The sequence below is a fragment of the Parasphingorhabdus sp. genome (assembly GCF_965233695.1).
GTDB lineage: Bacteria > Pseudomonadota > Alphaproteobacteria > Sphingomonadales > Sphingomonadaceae > Parasphingorhabdus.
Window position 1 is genome coordinate 1,958,410 of record NZ_OZ247497.1, and the last position, 20,961, is coordinate 1,979,370.

The window sequence follows — 20,961 nt, forward strand, 5'->3', positions numbered from 1 at the left end:
AGTTGGTGATAGATTAAATCGGATGCGTATTGCAGCATGTTTCTCATGCCTCAACCGCAGAAGAATTCAGTTCCAACTGATGTTCAAGTAGATAAACGATTATGACGGTCAGTTCGGACATTATTGCTGACTGCCCACCGGCCATTAGCTGCTGAGTTTCGGCAACAAAATCAATCTCGCCGGTTCGTATCGTTTCGATAAGTGCCATTACCTCGTCTTTGATTTCTGGTGCGGCTTCATCCAAATGGCGGCTCAAGACCGGCATTCCGGCATCCAAATCTTCCTGAACGGAAACGCGGGCAAGGCCTTCCTCCGGAGCACGCGAAGACGTAGCTAATGCGCATCGGTCCAGCGCGGCAAGTTCGCCAGCAGCATTGAAGGTCAGATCAAGCGCATCCAATGCATCTGATCGAAGCGGAGAAATATCCAGCGTTTCAAGCCATTCTGCACCTGCATCAGGATTTGGAAAAAGCGTTTGATGGCCGGACTGCGTAAACCGATTGATGGAAAATCCGTTGGCAACCGGAGTAGTTGTCATGCTGATTAAATGGTCAACCGAAGCGCGTAATGGCTCTGCCCAAGTGTCAACAGCCTGCGCAGCTTCAACCACCGTATCAACGTTGAGCAGCACCAAAATTTCGAAACTAACCAGCGGCAGGACCGCACTGGCCCGATCGCGAAAATGGACGGTCGCGGGTGCGCCTACTGCCGTTATCGCTGATCGGATTTCTGCTTTGTAGTCAGCGACGCGCTTGTCAGTAGCCGAGCGCGCTATGGCAGATACTCGCCCTAAGGCATTACCTGTGCGTGCCGCACGACCGACTTTATACCAAATCTCAGCAGGGCGCTTGCTGCGTTCGTGTGATCCTTCAGCCAATATGCGAACTGAAATAAGCAATTCCTTAAAACGCGTAAGCATCGATGGTGGTTCGCTGGCAATCAGTTCCCAAGGTTCTTCGGACACTACCCGATCCACATCAGCTATGAGGTCGTTGAGCCATCCAATATAAGCGCCTGCCTGTTCAGGCAAACGGGCAAAGCGCTTCACAAGATTTACGGTGCCGCAAAATAACAGATTATGAAAACGAGTAACAGCCTTGTCGGATTCACCAGCGGTGTCACCCGCAACTTCTTCTGAAGAAATCGATGGCGGCGTCAGCGCTTCCGTAAGTCCGTTGAGGCGGTTAAGCGTGTCCGACAATTGTTGTGGAACATTGCGTCCCCGCAAATGAATGTCGAAAACACGATCCAGCGTCGGCACAAGTTCATGCAATATTGAAATCGCGCGCTCGAGATAGTTGCTGTAGCTTGGTGCTGCCACGCGCCGCGCAATTAGATCAATCCATCGCCGGTTCCATGCTGGCACGGATTCAACGGGGAGATTTTCCCGAGCTATACGCTTGGTAGCGGTCGGATATTCTGGGAGCCCTGCCACGCTGCCATTGGCATATATCGCCCGCGAAGCGGCAATATCGGCTGACGGACATATAGAGAGCAAAGTTTCGCAAAGCTTGACCACATCATCATGCGGGGAAGGCTGCTGTGAAACAACGACATGCCAATAATCGCAACTGACGATCGTTCCGTCAGTTTCGGAGCTGATCGTCGGCGTTGCTACCCATGCTCGTTCGCTTTCTAGTCTCGCGAATAGTTCAGCTTGCCCGATCGCGTCGACCCAAGTGTTTGCTAAGCTACGGTCGAGGGCACCCACAGTCCCCAAAAGTGCCGAGAGAATGTTAAAATTGGTCTCATCAAGACTTGGCACGAATGAAACCAATATCGCGTGAAGCTTAGCCGGTAACGGTATCCCGATAAGAGCCGATACGATGTCGTTCAGTTCGGTAAGACTGATATTCGCCGCAATTGCTCGAAGATTCTCCTCGGATAACTGGTCAAATAACTGACTTCTCGGATCGTCAGCAATACCGCCCTTCATTTCCGCCAAGCAAGTCGCAGCGGCTTGTATCTCCGGAATAATATCGAGATTGCCCCAGTCCAGATCAGCGACGCCAAACATGGCGGCAGTTCCGATCTGTGTACGCGGCAAGACTTCCACTTCCGGCGTCGCGAACCATTCGTCGATCACTGCAGATATTCGTCCGCCGCCCAGTCCGCGCAAGGCTGATGCCAGAACCCCAGCGTCGGGATTGGCAAGCAGACGTGCGGCAATAGCATCGAGGACTTCGGCGGTCGGTAGTCGCTGTTTTGCAACAGCATCTTCAACAAGTAATTCAACATCTGTCGCGGGAACCGCAGATAATGTGCGCCCAAATGTTACTGCATGAGTAGGCGGCGGAATTTGATGCGATAGCTGTAACAGCTCTTCGGAGCGTAGCTGGTGGAGGCCGCCAAACATTCCAGCTTCCGGAGCACGGATCAAATGCTCCTCAATCAAACGTTGCAGAGCCCGCGAAAGCTCGGCATCTGAACAGCCAAGAACATCGGTGACTTTATTTGTATCAAGCCGGGTTCCGGAAGAACCGGCCCACGCGCCCAAGCGCAGAATATCCAATTCAAGGTCTCTATCAGGATCAGCAATTCTGGCCTGCACCTGATCGGCAAGCACCTCGTTCAATCGCTTTCCTCGAGTGAGAATATGGACATATTCAAGCAACAGCCCATTGCTGATCTTCCAGGGCTCGAGCCAACCTGGGTATTCCGTATTCTGAGACTCTTTCAATTCAAGCCAGAGGCGTTCAGCGAGCTCATTATCTGCATCAGCACGGATTTCTGAAGCCCGCGATCGCTCCGCAACTAGAAATATATCCTCCTCCCGAATGGAGCCGAGCAAAAGCACGCCCGGTAAAGAAGTAATTTCCTTTAGAAAAGCGGTCCAGGATTCCGGTCCCTGACGGCCCACATCATCCATGACGAAACCAATCGGGCTGGCCTCGGAGGCCCTCATGGTTCGGATCAACTGACGAAGTGCAGGGATGTCCTGAACGGCCAACCGTCTTACGCGAAACCAGCGTACAGTATGCCGCATCATGTATGCGGTTTCCCACATCAAAGCAGATTTTCCGGAACCGGATGGTCCGACAATCAGCGCAGCGCGCTGTGTTTCAAGTGCCTGAGATATAGAGCCTCGCGTCTCTGGCCTTTCGGACACTAGGCCAGCAACGACATGCCCTGGCTCTACATCGACCCCGAGGTAGAAGTTCGGATCGTCAAGGGGAGTTAAAAAATCCACAGCCTCACACAGGCCTTGTTGGATCGCTTGCTCAATGGCATCGACGTCCAAGACACTCAAAATTTCAGCAATTGCGCTTTCTGTGTCGCTAACCGATAACCCCTGATATTGATCGGCTTGCAAGAGGCCATTGGCATCTGCCAAATCACCAACGCGCTTTAATAGGTCTGCAAAGCAAATCTGCGCGGCTATTGGACGACAGCCGGTTTTATCAGAAATCGTCTGGATTGCTGCGTCCAGTGGAGAGGTCATAATGTACAATTTGGTTTTTGCCAGCATGCTTGCCGCGTTTGGCCGACCGTGAAGCTGCTTGCCTATCTCGCCATCAATTTTGGTTGGGATGGCAGGATTATTTTGATTGGCCAGACCTTCCACGCCCCGTTCAAGTATCAGCTCCAATCGGTCGGGGTGTGGAACGCTCCCGTCATGCCGTTTCCAAAGGTCACTTATATCTGAAACGGTTTTGCTGGACTGGTATTGGCCCAGATGCTCTCGGCGACTTTTTACTTGCACGAAGACAGAGTCGGAACCTCGCAATTCTATGTCATCGCCCCCTTCTGGAATGACGATGGCGGGCACCCGCAAATCGGCCCAAATTATTACCGCCAGATTTGCGGCAATAGCGTCCTGATAGCGAAAACCACGTCCAGCATGTGAGCCCGCGCGGCTTGCAGGCTTTGGCAATTTTGAGGCTGGACGGGATCGGCTTCCCTTGCGGTTGCGGCGCTTCTGGCTTGATTTTGCCATGGCAATTACCTTCGCGCCGTCACGGAGACGTAGCGGTGTTTGCGGTTTGAATTAGGAATCCCGGCGCTATTCACGAGACAAAGAACACCTGTTGATAATCATGAGTTCCATATTGCCCCTCTGTTTGCCGATGGGTTCGTGATCAGCAGGTTTGTTATTCTTTATAGCATTTCATGCCTTTTAGGGCAAAAATGCTATGCAAACTAATTTTTTTTGGTTAGATGATATGTCAGAATAACCCTCAAAGGCATAAAATGCTATGCAAACTAACTTGCGCACATTGGGTCCGAATGAAACAAAGCTTGTGTTGTCGCTAACCGAGCAGGGTCAGGAAATCGTACAGGCCTCGGAAGTCATTACACTGCTGAGATCAGAAGCCAGAGCCCGCAAAGTCATTCAAAACCTGATCCGCAAAGGCTGGCTCACCAGACTGGTCGGCGGTCGCTATATGCTGCTGCCACCCTCGCATGGTCCCGAAAATCTAGGCGAGAACAATCTGTTGGCATTGGCATCTGCGGCGGTTGATCCGTCTTATGTCGGCTGGTGGTCGGCAGCCTCTTTCCATGGATTCACGACACAGCGCCCGCATAGCGTCACGATAGCCGTTCTCAAGCAACGCGCGCCCGTAACCATCGAGGGGCATAGCGTGCGGTTTATCCAAATGGCCGAACGCAAATTTTTTGGTTTTGAGAAGGTGGAAATCTACGGACGCCAAGCAACGATATCCAAGCCGGTCAAAACAGTCATTGACTGCCTTGACCGCCCCGCTTTGGCTGGCGGACCGGGAGAGATCGCCCGCATTATGTTTGGAGCCTCTCGAAGTCTTGAATTCACCGCCATAGTCGATGATGCGATACGCATGGAATCTCAATCTCTATTACAACGCTTGGGCTTTTTGGCAGATCTGGTGGGATGGCCGATACCCGGCTCAAGTCGCAAGAAACTGCGCGCAGCAATCGCGCCTTCTACGCGATCAAAATTTGGGCGGAAGGCTCGCCGCGACGATGATGTTGGCTATGTCAATGACTGGGGTCTTTTGGTTCATGCATCAAAAAAGGACCTGCTGGCAGACGTACCCCAAATAACACGGAAACCTGGCAAGTGCTGACCGTCGACGAGCTACGCAATGTTGCCCACCGTTCCGGTGCCCGCGATATCGGCAATGTTGAGATCGACATCCTGCTGACACATATATTGCAGCTTTTCCACGAACGCGACTTGCTGAAGCATCTCGCTTTCAAGGGCGGAACGATGCTCAGGAAAATGGTGTTCGGCCCGCGCGGGCGTTTGTCCACTGATCTGGATTTCACCCGCAACAGCGACATTGATGGCGACGACTTGCTGCTGGAGATTGCTGCGCTCCTGGTGGAAGCACCTTATCACGGCATCAACTTCACTTTCGACCGGGAAAAGGACTGGTATCATATAGAAGATGGCCTGTCGGCGAACCCCTTATGCACGCATGATGGGAACCAGAACGGGGTACGGATAAAGATCCAGATCAGCACACGAGAAGACCCGATACTACCTGTCATATCGGTTCCGCAATTGCCGCAAGACTATTTCAAGATGCTCCCATTCGAGCCTGCAGATATTCCCTGCCTGGCATATGAAGAGATCATCTCTGAAAAGGTCAGGGCTGCAAGCCAGCGAACCAAGATACGCGATTTGCACGACTTGTCCGAGATAGCGAAACGCCCGATTGAGCAGGATACAGTTCGCGCACTTGCCGTCCTCAAACTCTGGGCCGGTGGAGACAAGCTGCACTTTGAAAGTTTTTGCCAGCGAATTGACGGCGCTGACTATGATGTAGAAGATTTGCGTATGTTGTTACGCAAGGACGAAAGCCCTTCTCTCCCTGATCTCATAAAACATGTTACCGACGGGTTTCGGTTCCTGCAGAATTTGGACGGCGAAGAAGCGGCCTTGGCCGCAGATGCCAGACGTCAACTCCGTAAAGAGGCTGCGAGCCTTCAGGAACGGTTGCAAAAGCAAAAAGACGATGTCTGAGAACGACCGGGCGGATAGTGAATGGAGCAATGAAGAATTGAGTCGAAAGGCGAATGCATCAGCGGAATCCACAGGAGGGATCGGCACGAACTACGAAGGCGACGCAATCGCAATCTATCTTGCTGCGATGCTTGCCCAATCGGGTGCTCCTGGAGTTTCTGGGACTGTTATCGGTCTCGCCGCACAACAACGTTCAAATGGCAGGCCGCTCGATGATCTGGTGGTCCATTCGCGCGGCGATACAGGCGACAATGCCACGCTGGATCTACAGCTAAAACATAGACTTACGCTTTCAGCCGCGGCCAGTAACACAAATTTTGCAGAGATCGTCGGCGGCGCCTGGGATACCATGGAACTACCCGCCTTCGCCGAAGGACGCGATCGGGCGGGTGGTGCCGCTGAAATCATAAGCGCTGACGGCTATTACGCCTGTGAGAAACTGGGCGAGATCGCCCGCCTGTCGAATGATGGCAATACTTTTGCTGAGGCTCTCGACGCACCCGGCCAAATCGGCAATAATGCGAAAGCCGTTCGTGCGTCCGTTGCAACCGTGCTTGAAACCCATCTGGAGTATCCGCCGGATTCGGACCAACTGCATAGGTTCTGGCGTCATTTTATCATTTTGCGTTTGGAAACAACTGGTGAGCGCAGTGCAGATCGTCTTAGAGCGATTGATCAGTTGCGAGGTTTAATCTCTGCCAAACCAGAGACCAGGCCGGATCAACTATTTGGTTTGCTTGAGTCATTAGCCAAGAGTTTGAACGTCCGGCCGACGCCCATAGACCGTGATCACGTCGTCAAAATTCTGGACGAACGGTACGGCCTCAGGATTGAGGGCCAAGGACCTGGGTTCGACGCGACCCTGAAAATCGCACGCAAAGCGGCCGAAACAGAGCTCGCCAATTTCCAGACAGTGAGCCAACCCAATATCATCGAACCATTGTTCCAAGCAGTCAAAACTCGAGGCTCCGAGAGCCATAAACAGGAAACCAGTGTCGATTTAGCGTCTATAGAGGCATATTTACGTTCTGCGCGGATGGTTACAATGATCGGCGATCCGGGTAGCGGAAAAACGCATGCATTGAGTCAGATCGCGATTGCCCTATTTGAATCCAGCGACTTTATACCCATCGTTCGCAGCTTGCCGGCCCTGGCTGCAAAAGAGACATCTATCGACGCGAATGTCTGTGGAAACGGTCCGTTCGAAGCGTTGACCGTGGATGGTTTCTCCACCCTCGCTCGTACGGGACGCCTTGTCCTTCTGTTGGACGGCTGGAACGAACTCAACGCGAGTCAAAGAGAATGGGCTTGGCATCAACTCGAAGAACTGAAACGCAGTCATCCTTCAATCTTGCTCGTCCTCACAAGTCGAATTGGTACAGCGGGACCGCTTGACTGCGACAATATACTTGAGCTCCTTCCTTTTGGCCGTGACCGTCAACTCGTTGCTGCCGAACAATTGCTCGGTCCTGATGGCCCAGATATCCTGATCCGCGCACGCGCAGTCGTGGCACTTCGGCCGTTGCTGAAGACGCCGATATTTCTAGCCACAATTTTGCAACAAGGTGCCGATGGTGCCCTTCCGAGCGACCGTGAATCTGCAATAGCTTCGCTAGTTGCATCTGCCGGTGGTTCTCAGCAACGTCGCGATAAATTGCGCGCTGCTCTCGATGGTCAACAACAAGTCTATCTTGAGGCAATTGCTTGGACATTGATGGAAGCGGGAACAGTCCTCATCGACGAGCAGAGCCTTCTGCCGGTTATCGCCAAAACAAGTATGGCACTTCAAGAAAAGGGTCTCTTGGTTCAGCAGGTTTCTCCGCAGGATGTGCTCGACAACCTTGTTTCACACCATCTGTTGGTTAGTCATGGGACGCCAGATGAGCGCACGGTCGGCCTGCAACACCAGCTCTTGCAAGAATGGTTCGCATCCCACCGGATAGGCGAGATGATCGAAGCGCATTGCGGCGGCCCACAAGACATTGATTTGATCAAAATCCTCGATTCACCCTTTTGGAGTGTTGCGGTACTATTTGCGGTCGACCGATTGGCGCGAAAGCAAGACCCTCCGCGCGAGGCCCTGACTTCCCTGATCTTAACAATGACAGGGATTGAACCTTTCGTGGCCGCCGAAATTTTGCATCGCACGTCTCATGTTATTGGCGACACTTTGGACACCCGGATTGCGACATTTGCCGAAAGATGGGCTGTGACAGATGAAAAACGTGCCATTCGGTTCATGCTTGTCACCGGCAGACCGCAGTTCGGAAGCCGACTTTGGCAAGCGCTCGAAGGTGGCGAGAGTCATGTCTTTGACATCCGACAAGCCGATCATAATTTTCCAACCACGGCGCTTGAGCCAGGATGGGAAAAGAGCTTTCCCAAACTTAACGATCAAACGCGGCGAATTCTCCTGATCGATCTTGTCGAACAGGGCGATATCGCCAGTCTCGACCTCGCAACCCAAGCTGCGATAAAGGACTCCAGCTCCGACGTCGTATCTGGCGTCATCGATTATCTGGATTTCCGCAGTGAAACATCACATCTTAGCCGACTGCTGGATGGGTTGGATCGAAAAATGTGGGTTGAGATTGTCCGCCGGCGAAAACCGGAAAACCTCAGCGAAAAGCACAGCGCCCGATGGACAAAATCTCAGAAGAAACGCTTCGAATCCGCAACAGGGATCGAGTGGGTCAATTTTGCAATGAAATTTGGTGGCCCGTCGCCCCAGAAAGTTATAGATGCAGCGTTGGACCTGAAGTTGGACAACGCTTGGGCAAGCAGTGAGTTGCACAAACAATTATCCGAGCGATATCCGAGCGAATTTGCTGCCGCCATCGTCGATAGGTTGGAGCGCGGCGATAGACTTCCCTACGATGCCAAAGCCCATTTACAAAGTGCTGAAACCGATCGGCAGGACGAATTTCTGGCATTGGCGAAAAGAGAGAATGATGACTTTCACCGCCGCGAGTTGATCGCCGTTCTGTTAGACTCCAATTCTATTGCCAGTCTTATTGATGAAGCTGTGGCAATTGCGAATGCTCGCTCTGATGGCTGGAAAAAGGCCATACAACCCTGCCGCGATATTTTGCGTCATGTGCGGTTCGAACTCCTCATCGATGAGATCGTGCGCTGTACACCAGAATCTACCTTCGAGGCTGTCGCTCTAGCTTCGATCTTGTCGGGTTGGCGCGACGAAGAAGACAATAGAAACCGCTTCCCGGTCGGTCCGAGCGTCTGTGATCGCCTCGCTACATGGACACACCAATTGCTCGATCCAATGCTCGGCGAGCCAGCGCTATCACGCGGAGATCTGGCCACGCTGGTATCGCTCATTGGCCGGGTCGGCTCGGACGCACTTTTGGCGGATGCACTGCGCTTGTGGGACGAGAATAGGCAGCGTCAAGCAATAGAAAGAGCCGCATTGTCTAAGAACCTAACGGGGAGAAGGCACAGCGAAGCCTACATGTACTATAACAATGCATATCGCGATGCCCTGATTTCCATAGGCGGCAGCTCCGTTATCGCGGAAATGATGAAACGGCTCTCATACGAGGAGTGCGAACATGACGCCGCAATTGTTCTGGGACAGCTGCTGAAGGTTGATCCGCGGCCACATCATGCAATCGGTCCGGCCTGGAATGACTATGCGGTTCGGTGTGCGAATCTGGAAGAGAGGCGTTTATCTCCACCCAGTCCTGCGGCAGCAGCGATCCTGGATCGCATTGATCAGCTTGTGAAATCCGGCGATTCGGCGTCTTTGGCGCGAGCCTTTCAGCTGGCGGGACCAGTAACAGTCATGAACTATGGCGATCGCGTAGGGTCCCTGATCACCTTGATTGAGCGCGGTAGAGAAGACAGTTCATTGGTAGACCTGTGCAAGGCGCTTGGTGAAAATGGTGAGCCATTGCCCGCCAACATTGTTCTGCAGGGTTTAAAGGACAGTGTTTCTGAGGTGGCAGCTTTAAGCTGGACTTCGGAAAATGACCATTGGAAGATCAATGCATGGCTGCGCCTTGTTGCGTTTGCCGATGACGCACAAGCAGCACTACCGAACATTGCGGACTTGCCGGATTGGTCCAAGCGACCACATCAAATTGGTGATCTGGTTTTTGCGCTTGGCTATTCGCGTTCGAAAACAGCAGTACAAGCGTTATCGACTCTCGCTGCTGCTGACTCGACCTTATCGACAAGTGGTCGTTGGGCCGCTGCCCTGGCTCAAATCGGAACCATAGAAGCCGCTAATATCCTGCTGGAGGCTATCACTGCTGAACAATCCGACGAGGGTCAACCAAGAGATAGCTACAGGCTTCGCGAAGCACTAGTCCCGCTCATTGTCAATCATCGGCAGGTCCGCCAGCGTGTTTACGACTTAATGCAACAGGTCGATGATCCTCACAGGCTTGCGCTGCTTGCTGATGCATTTGCGGAAAGCTTGGATGAGCATGAAGCCGAGAAACTGCTCGACTTGGTATCTGGACCGAGCAGGGATCCCATCGGGCGTAGTTTAGTCGATCGCCTTGAAAATGCAGCGGTAAAGAAAAATCCGATAGAGGGAGTGTCCAACAGTTATGAATTGGAGGCTGCCCCTTTAACGAACTTTCGGCAACACGCATTCAAGGCACTAATAAAAAAGGAATACAATGCAAATTGCGCGCGGGCATGTTTGATAGCAATCGATCATCTGCGTGATTATTATGGGAAACCTCTGGTCGAACCTTATCACCCTATGATCGAAAGTGGCGAATGTTGGCCGATTGTCCGATAAATATCTTCGGACAGCAGATTATTGATATCTGACTGTCTAACAAATACTTTCACAAGGTACGCCGTCACCATCTCCGTCCAAACGACCTAAACCGCAGTTGTTCAGATAGTGATATGCCTCGCTGCAGCTATTCATTTGGCCACATTTCCATTTCGCTCCGCATGATCCGCTTGATTGGGCTGGAGCTTCAAACAACCGCGATGGTTCCGAATATCTGGGGGGTTGAACAGCCGGAGAGGGTTCAGGCTTGTCCTCACTCAGGAATCTTGAAGCAATCCAACAGTCGGTAGACGCAGTTTTTGACCAACCTGACCGCGTTTCAAGGACCGTTACTGGTTCCGCATATAAAAAGGAATTTAGCTTTCCGTGATTTGTTCCCGGACCGGATCGACAATTAACCGATCCGGCGGTCACGTACATCTCAATGCTTTCTGAGGATATTTCTGAACTCTGATCGTATAGAGTTGATTCAGTGTCAGCATATTGATCATTCGATCCGTCCTTCGAGCATTGTCCAAGCGCAAAAAGACCCAGAACCACTGCGATCGCCCATCCACATCCGTTGTTTTGATCTGGTTTTGCCATGCCGCGTCAAATACCCCCCTAGGACGACATCTACATTATTCTATCGACAGCAACTAATCGCCAAAATTGAGTGAGCCACTTCAAATTCCATTCTCCCATTCCACAACATTTCGAATATAGCCATGCAAGGCGCATGAGTCATTTCATCCAGGATGAAACCAAACTCCAGAGCGGCCACCCAATAATCATCCATGCAAAAAACAGATTTCTGCGCCAAACAGCAAATTTGCCATTCTTGTTTTCAAGGAGACCCGACTATCCATCACAGCGGTGCGCCTTCCAATATCTGGTCCACTTGAGTGCCCAACCACCTTTTACCATCGCGCGCGATAGATCTCCGGATTTTGGTGACACACACCATGCTGCAGTGCGCTTGCCACCTGCGCCACCATCGGACCGGCATTTTAATGTGGGCCCAGAGACCAGAACATGACCCTCCCTTGACCGTCCAGAAGGTTTGCCAACCAATTTCACTAGAGCGTCTCTTGCCGCCTCTGCAGATGCCTTCGGGCAGGGGTGACCAGCTGAACAAGTTCCGTCCATTTCCCGTGCGGCAATGCCTGAGAGTCTAACTCTTGGACCTTCTGCACACCAGATTGGACCATCGCCATCCCAGACACGGGTAGGCGTGCATTCGAAGGATTGCCCGGCGCTAACGATGGTCGAACCCAATAGTAGTAATTCAATCAAACCCATGTTTCGCCCATAGATATCTTAACTTCATGAATGGAGATAGTGACCGCATTGGTTGCAAACTCAAGTTGGAACATTGGATTGGCCGATTTTGACCAGTTATTTTCAAAATGACGACGCGCAGCGTTTCCGCTATGGTTGAAGAGAAGAGGGGGCTTGGTTCCGGGTGAATCATGATCTTGGAGACTGAAAAATGACCGAGGATAAAAACACTCAATCTGATGATCAACAAAACTGGCCCGGCTTGTCAGAGATTGACAAGGCGCTCGCAGAAAACCGCCTTACGGCTTATACATGGAAAAAAACTTGGGCTGATCCTTGGGGACGATTAAAACTAATTACGATTTTTCTCGGACTATTCGCTTTTGCGATTTTTGTAACAATCTATGAAGGCTGGATATCAATTTAATCACCTACCATTCCTTGATATCGTCTGCCGCCTTCTCGCTCGCACCACGCGCATTTCTGGTTTTCCGTTTCATTGCGTTCTCAACAGTCCCGATCCGTGTCTTTCCGCGCGACTGAGCACCGGCTACTTCATCCCGGATTGCCCCGACATCCGGCGCTGCACCGACCGATTCTGAACCTCCGCTACCTGTTGAGACGCTTCCGCGTACATCCGAGGCACTTCCGATATTTGGTCGTTGAACGGGTGCAAATTCCGGCAATGTCAGCTTGTCTTCAATATCGTCGTGCAGCCGGTCCGCATAACCGGCGACAAAGCGTGTTTGCAGTTCCTGACCTTCGGCGCTGAGTTGGAAGTTGATATCATCGAACCGGGCATTGCCGTAATAATCGCGATTACTCTCCATCTCTGCCATGCCCCATTCACGGTAAGCTTGGCTCAGGTTGAGCGATCCGGCGGCATTGTTGCTCTCATACCATGTTGCCTGATCTTCGAGGCGGCTGGCGAGTTCTTCTGCGCGTCTCGCTTCGACCGTGTAGCTTTGCGCTTCCGTGAGCGATGTTGTGAGACCAGATGCGCTGCTGGATATCGCCGAGCTGCTACTGGAACTGACACTTCGAACAAATCCATCACGGGTATTGGACCAGTTCCTGCTATCAGAAATCTGGTTTAGACTGCCCATGATCCGGTTGCGATCTTCCGAAGCAATTCCAATGTCGCTATCTGTCCAGCTTTGGTTGCGTCCGCCCTTGATACCTAGAGAAGCACTTCCAGCTCCCTTTTCGCCTTTAACGCCCAGAGCTCCATCACCATTCAAAAACCATGAAACTGTAATATCGTCGGCCGCCCTGCGTGACAGTCCATATTGCCGCTGCAAGTTTCTTGATGCAGAGTCCACTTCGCTGAACGCCTTGTTGACGCTGTTGCTTTCGTTTGTACCGACTGCGGTTTCTGAAGAACTCCCCTGGCTGTAGGTGTTCCTGAGCTCGTTGAATCGGGTGATTGCCGAACTGGTCGATTGCTGGGCAAGATTGGAGAAGGTCTCACTTTGTGACCGGCTGCTGGATGCCAGTGTGGAAAGCCTCGAGGTAAAATCCTGCCCCAATGTCGGTGTGAATGGATAGGCAGAATTCGGAACCTGATCAAAGGAATTTTCGGGAAAGCTTGTCGTTTGCGTCCCGCTGGCGCTGAACCCGCGTGTCTGCGCTGCGCCATAGGAGATATTCGGCGCGATCGAGCCTTGCGCAAATTGTTTCGAGAACGCGCTCGAATTTTCAATATTGCTATTTCCAAGCGACACATTGCCTGTGCTCGCTTCGCGCGCTGCTTCCTCTGCCGCATTTTGAGATGGATTGAGATAGGATGTGGCTTGGCCTGAGATTGCGAGCGCACCTCTTGCAATACCGCCGGCGAGAAACGGTATGGAAGCAACCAGATATCCTGCCAGCACGCCGATATCATTATTCACATCAACCATACCGGAGAAGTTAGCCAGACTTAGCCCAGTCCCGCCGGCTGCACCGCCAACATCAGAGGCACCTTTGAACATCAGGATCATGTGCAATATGACAAACAATGGCCCCCAGGCAGCTAGATAGAAGAAGCCTGTTATATAGCCCCGCAGTGCCGTTGGTCCGGTTTTTGGCATGAGGAACAATGGGAACAGCACCGGAAACAGCGCATAGAATACTACTGTCAGAACGATATTGAGGATGGGCACCCATTTCATCGCATTTTGGGCAATCGATGAATATGTGCGTTCAGTCTGAATATCAGCGCGGGTCTGGGCAAAAACATCGACGTTCGATGTACCGCTGGAGCCCGCCATGCCGTGCATCGCCTGTTTCATCGCATTGATGGTCAGCACTTGCCGGAAGATCTCGCTGGCGTTTCTAGAAACCCCACTCAAATAGCTATATGCGATGGGCAGATCAGCAAACAGCTTGGCTTTGGCCAGCGCCGCGGTCTGTTTGGGATAGAGCTGGCGGCCAAAGATAGTCCCCATTTCATCAATCATAGCGACCCACTGGGAATTCAGATCATTGTAAGCCGCGCGGCAGGTTATGATATTGGCGCTGACGCTGTCATCGGGATTGCGGGTCAGGAACTTTTGCGCGCGCGCTGCGCTTCCTGGCGCAATCACCGCCCAGATATCATCGCTCGCTGACAGTTCCTTCATCGAATAGCGGCCGAGAAGCAGATCATAGAATACGCATTGCCGGAAATGCTCGTCGAGATTGGCGGCAAATTCAGGATCAGAGATACGCAAACTGCGCGTCGCATCAAATAGCCGTGAGCCATAGATCATTCCATTTTTGGAATAATCGAGATCAGTCGGTAGCCCGAACACTGTTTCGGAGGAGCGGACCAGATAGTCGCCGACCTGGCTGGTGAAGCTTGCCATAAGAGCAAGGCCCAAGGGAACGTTGGCAACTTCGGCTGGAGCCAGTGATGGATTGATGCGGTCGGTGACGTGGACATCGAGGCGCGGCACCATCAAGCACATGTAGATCAACGTTGCGCCTAAAAACCAGTGGAGCCATGCGCGCCAGTCCTGGTTGAACGCGACCACTATCACCGACAATGCAAGCCCCATGACCATAGCAACCTGTATCAGGCTTTTATAACCGCCCGCTCCGGTCCATGCCGCAACGGCATTGAGGACATTGACGATATATTCTCCGCCGCCTATTGTGAATATCTCGACCATCTATGCTGATACTCCGCTCAAGGTGTCAGCGAGCGGTTTTGAACCGCGCGCGACCAGTCGAGGGCTGCCGCCATTGACGGCGACATGGATGCCGAGAGCATATTCTCAATCATCGCAGTTTTTTCAATGATCTGCATGATAGCGCTGACCTTGGCCTGACTATTTGCTTGTCTGTCTGCCAAGGCGCGGCGCACTTCGCTCATTTGGCCCTGCCACATGGCTAGCTTGGCTTCATCCGCGCCGATGAAGGTGGACATCGAACGACCCGCTTCGCCAACAATCCGTTCGAGAACTGCAAAGAGCAGATCAACCGCAGCAATCTCAGCAAGCGTCTCGCGGTCATCGGTTGGCATGCCGCGACCGTAAGCCGCCTGAACGGTAAGAATTTTATAAAGCGGCACCGATGCGACCTGCAGCAATTCCTTTTCCGCATTGCCGATTGCCGTATCTGCTCGAATTGCTTCCACCATGCTGGTGATCAGTGCGGCGACACGAGGGCGAATGGCTTTTGAGCTAGCAAGGCTCATATTGCGAAACGTAGGATCGAGGCATTGATCGGCATCATCGCAATCAAAGACCTTGATGGTCTGACCTGATGTGCCGTCCAGCAATGCAGTTACCAATGTCGAGGAGGCATCGCCTGCGAAAGGTACGAACTTGCCCGGAGATGCATCTCTGGGCGGCACGTATATAATCGTTCCAATGAGCGTCATCGCATATTCTGCGAGTTCCCGGTCAAAGCTGCCGCCAGGATTGAAAAAGGCGGATTTTTTGAGGATATGCCATGTGTAGTTGCGCGCGACGCCAGGATTTACATCGGCATAGTCCGCGCCTGCGGAATCGTTCGTTGAATCGCGCTGACCCTTGGTCCCGCAACCATGTTTGGCGGCGGCATAGTCGGTAAAAATACCTTCTGAGTTACCTATAGCTTCGCAGATTGCCTTGTCAGCTAGATCACCCTTTGGCCAGATACCGCCCACCAACCCCTGCGCCATTTCGCAGCTATTGATGTTGAGATTATTCATGAGCTGCGCTTTTTGCGAAAACTCTTGCATGATCTTCGAGCATTCCGGGCACACGGTGTCGATGGCTAGGCTGAAGGCAAAACCGACAGCGTTGTTCGCGACGGCTTTGAGCATCGCGACAATTTCGCTGGCATTGATGAACGAAAAGCTGCCAGCAAAAATATCAATACCGCCGCAGCCCGCTTTGGCAGAGGGTAGCTGCAAGTTCGCAATATTGGTCGTCTTCTGGGGAAAGCGCGTCCAGACATTGCCGAGACTATAATAGCCGGCTGACTGGCCTTCGAACGCCGTGGGTCCGGTGACATTGGCAGCGCCGCCCATATCATCCATGAACCGGTCCATACTATCACCGACATTGGCAGAAAGGGGCCCAGCAATAGGTGTAACGATCAGACTTGCGGCTGTGATCGCAGCGATTGCTTTTTTAGTAATCATGTCCGGCTTCCTTTGATGTGAGTAAATAAATACGGTCCTGCAGTTCATCCGCTGAGATAATGCCGTAACCGATTGGAATGGCGCGGCTTTGCGCGCTATCCCACAGTACCAGGGCAGGGGTAATTTTGGGCTTCAATCCCATGCGCGCGCGTTGACCGGCCTCGACGGTGTAATTTTGGAAATGCCGCGATGGCCCGCCATCGGTTGAGATCGCACGAACCGTTAGTTTCCAGCGACCCGATACTGATTTTACGATTGGCGACATGACCTCGCAGGCCCCGCAACTCTGCGCAAAAAAGTAAAACAGCCCGTAGCGTTTCCCAAGATTGGCCATGAGCGTATCACGCGAAGCGCTCCGCGCATCCTGCCACTGCCTTTTGGCCAGCGTCGAAACCGGGCGCTCCAAGGTATAATCCAAATCCGGTTGCTGCCAGATCGCGCGCTGCCAAACATCCGAAAACAGCGACGCGCGGTCGAGCTGTTCGCGCTGGAAACGTATGTATGCGATAACATTCTCGCGGGTTGGTTGGAGGATGGCTTTGGCTTTAAGCTCGCGCAATTCCTTCGTGACCGCATCGAGTTTCTCGCTTGCGCTTGTCTGTGGTTCTGGCGGCAGGCCCTCCGTTTCAGTCGGTTTCGGCTTGGTGCAGTAGAACCAGTAACCCAGTTTGCGTTTCTCGCAGTAGAGTTCATCCGCGCTGGTTCGCGCCGCATTGGTCGGAGGATTGATTGCGTCGGCCGCAGCGCCTTGCGCGAATACCGGACTGAGCACAGCATCAATAAAAAATAGGATTGCGAGGACAAGCACGGCCAATCCGCCGAGCGTCAAGGGCAGGGGAAGCGTAGAGCCAAAAATATTTTTCATGGGCCTGATCTCTCGTAGAAGTTTTGAATTTTCTGCTGGATGGCATTGGCCGCTTCGAGCTCGTCGGGGAGGCGGGCAGCTCCGGTAAATTCAGAATAGATTTCGGAAAAATCCATTCTGGAAAGATCAAGCTGCGCAAATTCCTCGATTGTGAAGCCATGACATTGTTCGTCTTTGGCTCTCGCCCAGGGTTTGGGAAGCTGCGCGCGGCCTTGCTCCTGCAAAATACGCGACAATTTGGATGTGAAGCAGCAATAGGCTTTCTTCTTGGTGATACAGATGCCGAGGATTTTCTTCGAGCAATAGCTGCCGACATAGGCGCATAGTCCATTGGCATCGCGCTGGTGAAGAAGGATCTCTTGGATGTTGCAGCCCAGTGCAACCAGCAAACTGATGCCGGGAATGAGCGGGAAGCCTTTGCCCTTGCAGCAATTGAGCACGCCAAAGACTTTGGAGCCGCAAGTCTCGCGTTCGCCTTTAAAAAGCGTCAATGTATCGGGATCAAATTGTCCGCGTGCATCGTCCATTGCATGAAGCGCAACAGCGGCATCCTTGAATTCGTCATTGGGCGTACGTTCGATTGTTTCGCATGATCCATCGATGCAATAGACATCGCCGTCACAAATATACTGGCTTCCGGAGCCTTCCGTATCTGGAAGCGGGCAATCATAAACCCGTTCGGTGGTCGAGCAGGGATTATCTTCGCCTAGACAATCCTCGCGGAGCAATTGGCAGGCGGGATTATTATCCAGTTCCTCGCAATCATTGGCAGCGCGCCGGGTATTGCATTGATAGGCCCGCTCCCATGCCCAACAGGGTTTTGTCACCGGCACACCGTTTATGATGCGGGTTACAGGGTCGCTGTCGCTACAAGTTTCGGTTGTTTGTTCGCAATCGGCATCATCCGCGAAAGTCCGACAGGCGGCATCATTTTGGTTTTCCTGCACAATGTTTTCTGATGACGTCGCATAAGGCATTTCTCCTGCAACAGGAGCGCTGCAGCTCATTTCAACATAGGGTTCGCCGGGTTCAACGCAGTATCTCGGGCCATATCCGTCGTTATGCCATTGCAAACATGGCCCTGGACGTATTCCGGTCCTACGGCATCCATTTGCGTTAAATATCTCGCAAGACGGGACTCCGCCAAAACCATATGGGCTGATATAGCTGCACAGATAATGATATTGGGTCCGCTGCTCGACGCTTACATCCAGATAGATGCTGCAACTCTCGTTTCTTTCCTCCAGCGACACCCCGCTATTACAGGTTGCTGTATAGCGGCCCGGCGATCCGGGAGAAGGTGGAAGCGGAACGCAGCGTCCTTCCGCCCCGCCAATTTCCATTCCGCTGGTATAGGCAAGTGGGTCTTCGTTGATCGATTTAGACCGCGCAGTGACCGCTTTGATTTCATCTATCTCAAACTTCGCGCGCCGGGCATTTGAGTCTTTTATCGCTTTCATGCCTTCGTGGCTGTGCGCTACGGCCCTTGCATCGCCTTCAATGCGGTCCGGATTATCGGCATAACCCGCCTCAGCAGGATTTGATGTGTAGCCGGGAATACGCGAAGCATCGGGCTGCGTGCTTGCATTTGCGCGCGCGCGTTCCTGCTGTTGATTGGCAAAAGCTTTTCCGTCTTCTCTGGCCGCCCCGCGCTCCTGCGCGACCAGTGGTGATCCGGCGGAAAAACTGATGGCCGTGACAGCGAGCAGTATTGTGTTCAAAACCTTCATCGCTCAGCGCCATCGGTTAGACGCGCAAGGTGCAACGCAGCGAGACGCGATCCGGGACCAGCGCCGCCCGCAAATGTTTCCAGCGCATATTCTACGCTGACATTGCCGGACATCCGGTCATGGGGTGGGACCGCACTTTTGCAATCGAAGCCATCGCACAGGGTAAAATCGGAAGAGGCCATGACAAAACTGGGCGCAGCCTTGATGTCAAACGCCCGGAACAGTCTGGGATCAATACCCAGCGCGGATAATTGCTCGCCATTTGATGCCATGGCGGTAAGCATTTTTGTAAGCTGTTTGGCGCTGCCACCGGGGAAACCGCGCAGCACAGTGACCCCGCCTGCCGCCGATGTGTCGCGAACGAGTTTTTTTAAAGACTGCGGCGGCATCGACAGGCTTGCAAAGGCAATGAAACGCGCCGCGTCGCCTAGTTTGGCTTCAACCATTTTTGCATGGTCTGAAATCATCCGGTCGAAATCGAAAACTTCGTCTTTTTTATTGTCCCTGCTGGCGGAGTGTTCCCCCTCGACAGTCTTCGTGTATCGTTGGTGATTAGCCCTTGCCTGGTCTTGTGTCTGACGGGCGTCACTTCGCAAATTTTCGCTTCGCAGGCGGACATTTTCAGCCAGTGCTTCTGCTTCAGCGGCATATGTTTTGGCTGATGCCCGTATGGCTTCAACATCAAGGGGCTCCGAGTTCACGCTTTGCGCGGCGGCAAAACCGGTGGATGCGGAGATCGTGAACAAAATCGAAAAGAGAACGAAGTTCTTCATAATGCACAGCAATTCCGTTTGCGCCAGACTAGATAGCCCATGTCCTCGCCAATGGCGGGAATGACCTGTCCGGCAGATTGAAAGGTGGTGGAGGCTCCAATGGGCGGGCAAGCATAACGGCCCTTTGTCGCCGGGTTGGGGTTGGTTGCCTGGAGGCGGTATTGTTGCTTGCGCATGATCGGCATCAGATATTTGCCGCACAGGCCTTTTTTGCCCATGGTTCCCCAGGACACCAGTTGGCGGTGTAATTTGAAAGCAAAGCGCGACAGTACGAGTCGCGAGGCTTGAACATGGCCGATGCTGGCAGAGACATTGCCGTTCATTGGATACATTGATCCCTGACAGCCAGCGCACCAGAAGAGTTCATCGCGCGGCAGATTGACCGTGGCGGAAACACAATCGGCCGCGCAGGCAGCCAGTGCCAGCGGATTGGCAAACAGCACTGCTTCAGGATTGATGATTGCGGTTAGTTCACTGTCTTGCCAGAGCGGATCGATCTCGGAGATATACAGGATATCCACCGAGCCAGCTTCAAGACAGAGAAAATCGGCGACAATCTCCATCCAGTAGATCAGCGGATAGGCATACCAGTGAACATGCCAGCTCGAATAATATTGGCTCGCGCCGCCAATTGCGGACGGTCCCGAGATGGAACGATAGCCAATATCAAATCCGGGATCGATCTTGAGCCCGCCGAGATTGACAAAGCACCAAGGCTTCATGCTGACGTCGGCAAGCCGGACTGGCTCCCAGAACCCCATGGCAATGCCGGGGCGCAAACCGCAAAGACAAACGGGCAACGTTGGGTTTTTAGGATCAGGTCTGCTCGATGGCCAGATATCAAGACCGCCAATCGAAAGCGGAAAAAGACACGACCAGCAGATATCGGTGATTGGATTGACAAATTTGCCGGTGCAGCGGCCAGGGCCTGCATCGGCGCGCGCTGGCGCTGAAACAAGCAGGCTGAATGCCAGCAGGAACAATAGCAATACGGACTTCAACCTGAAGCTATTCAAAAAGCCTT

General features: G+C 52.7%; 12 protein-coding genes. 4 read left to right on the forward strand and 8 right to left on the reverse strand.

Annotation, left to right across the window (positions count from 1 at the left end):
- Nucleotides 1–43: 43 nt before the first annotated feature.
- A complete protein-coding gene (locus ACO6S1_RS09315) occupies nucleotides 44–3,937 on the reverse strand; it encodes a hypothetical protein (RefSeq protein WP_422346016.1) in 3,894 nt (1,297 codons plus the stop codon).
- A 259-nt stretch (nucleotides 3,938–4,196) separates the two neighbouring features.
- On the opposite strand from ACO6S1_RS09315, the gene ACO6S1_RS09320 reads away from it, so the two are divergent.
- From ACO6S1_RS09320 to ACO6S1_RS09330, 3 genes are read left to right on the forward strand one after another with little or no spacing between them, the layout of a single operon-like run.
- The gene (locus ACO6S1_RS09320; protein WP_422346017.1) at nucleotides 4,197–5,045 is read left to right on the forward strand and encodes a type IV toxin-antitoxin system AbiEi family antitoxin domain-containing protein; all 849 of its coding nucleotides are present in this window, start codon (nucleotides 4,197–4,199) and stop codon (nucleotides 5,043–5,045) included.
- Nucleotides 5,039–5,947 carry a nucleotidyl transferase AbiEii/AbiGii toxin family protein gene (locus ACO6S1_RS09325; protein ID WP_422346018.1) on the forward strand — a complete coding sequence of 303 codons (909 nt, stop codon included), beginning with the start codon at nucleotides 5,039–5,041 and terminating at the stop codon, nucleotides 5,945–5,947. Before ACO6S1_RS09320 ends, ACO6S1_RS09325 begins: the two co-directional genes overlap by 7 nt.
- Nucleotides 5,940–10,715, forward strand: a complete 4,776-nt coding sequence (locus ACO6S1_RS09330; RefSeq protein WP_422346019.1) for an NACHT domain-containing protein — start codon at nucleotides 5,940–5,942, stop codon at nucleotides 10,713–10,715. Before ACO6S1_RS09325 ends, ACO6S1_RS09330 begins: the two co-directional genes overlap by 8 nt.
- A gap of 36 nt (nucleotides 10,716–10,751) precedes the next feature.
- On the opposite strand, the gene ACO6S1_RS09335 is transcribed toward ACO6S1_RS09330, so the two are convergent.
- Nucleotides 10,752–11,300: an excalibur calcium-binding domain-containing protein gene (locus ACO6S1_RS09335; RefSeq protein ID WP_422346020.1), complete on the reverse strand. Its 549-nt coding sequence runs from the start codon at nucleotides 11,298–11,300 to the stop codon at nucleotides 10,752–10,754.
- A gap of 886 nt (nucleotides 11,301–12,186) precedes the next feature.
- Between ACO6S1_RS09335 and ACO6S1_RS09340 the strand changes: the two genes are divergently transcribed.
- A complete protein-coding gene (locus ACO6S1_RS09340; RefSeq protein WP_422346021.1) occupies nucleotides 12,187–12,402 on the forward strand; it encodes a hypothetical protein in 216 nt (71 codons plus the stop codon).
- A 4-nt stretch (nucleotides 12,403–12,406) separates the two neighbouring features.
- On the opposite strand, the gene ACO6S1_RS09345 is transcribed toward ACO6S1_RS09340, so the two are convergent.
- From ACO6S1_RS09345 to traU, 6 genes are read right to left on the reverse strand one after another with little or no spacing between them, the layout of a single operon-like run.
- Nucleotides 12,407–15,109, reverse strand: a complete 2,703-nt coding sequence (locus tag ACO6S1_RS09345; protein WP_422346022.1) for a conjugal transfer protein TraG N-terminal domain-containing protein — start codon at nucleotides 15,107–15,109, stop codon at nucleotides 12,407–12,409.
- A gap of 17 nt (nucleotides 15,110–15,126) precedes the next feature.
- Nucleotides 15,127–16,569 carry a conjugal transfer protein TraH gene (locus tag ACO6S1_RS09350; RefSeq protein ID WP_422346023.1) on the reverse strand — a complete coding sequence of 481 codons (1,443 nt, stop codon included), beginning with the start codon at nucleotides 16,567–16,569 and terminating at the stop codon, nucleotides 15,127–15,129.
- Entirely contained in the window at nucleotides 16,559–17,434 is an 876-nt protein-coding gene (locus ACO6S1_RS09355) for a conjugal transfer protein TraF (RefSeq protein ID WP_422346024.1), read from the reverse strand. The genes ACO6S1_RS09350 and ACO6S1_RS09355 overlap by 11 nt, the downstream gene beginning before the upstream one ends.
- Nucleotides 17,431–19,164, reverse strand: a complete 1,734-nt coding sequence (locus tag ACO6S1_RS09360) for a conjugal transfer protein TraN (protein WP_422346025.1) — start codon at nucleotides 19,162–19,164, stop codon at nucleotides 17,431–17,433. Before ACO6S1_RS09360 ends, ACO6S1_RS09355 begins: the two co-directional genes overlap by 4 nt.
- Nucleotides 19,161–19,937 carry a type-F conjugative transfer system pilin assembly protein TrbC gene (gene trbC, locus ACO6S1_RS09365; RefSeq protein WP_422346026.1) on the reverse strand — a complete coding sequence of 259 codons (777 nt, stop codon included), beginning with the start codon at nucleotides 19,935–19,937 and terminating at the stop codon, nucleotides 19,161–19,163. The genes ACO6S1_RS09360 and trbC overlap by 4 nt, the downstream gene beginning before the upstream one ends.
- Nucleotides 19,934–20,953 (reverse strand): conjugal transfer pilus assembly protein TraU, encoded by a 1,020-nt coding sequence (gene traU / locus ACO6S1_RS09370; RefSeq protein WP_422346170.1) that lies wholly within the window; start codon nucleotides 20,951–20,953, stop codon nucleotides 19,934–19,936. Before traU ends, trbC begins: the two co-directional genes overlap by 4 nt.
- Between the last annotated feature and the right edge of the window lie 8 nt (nucleotides 20,954–20,961).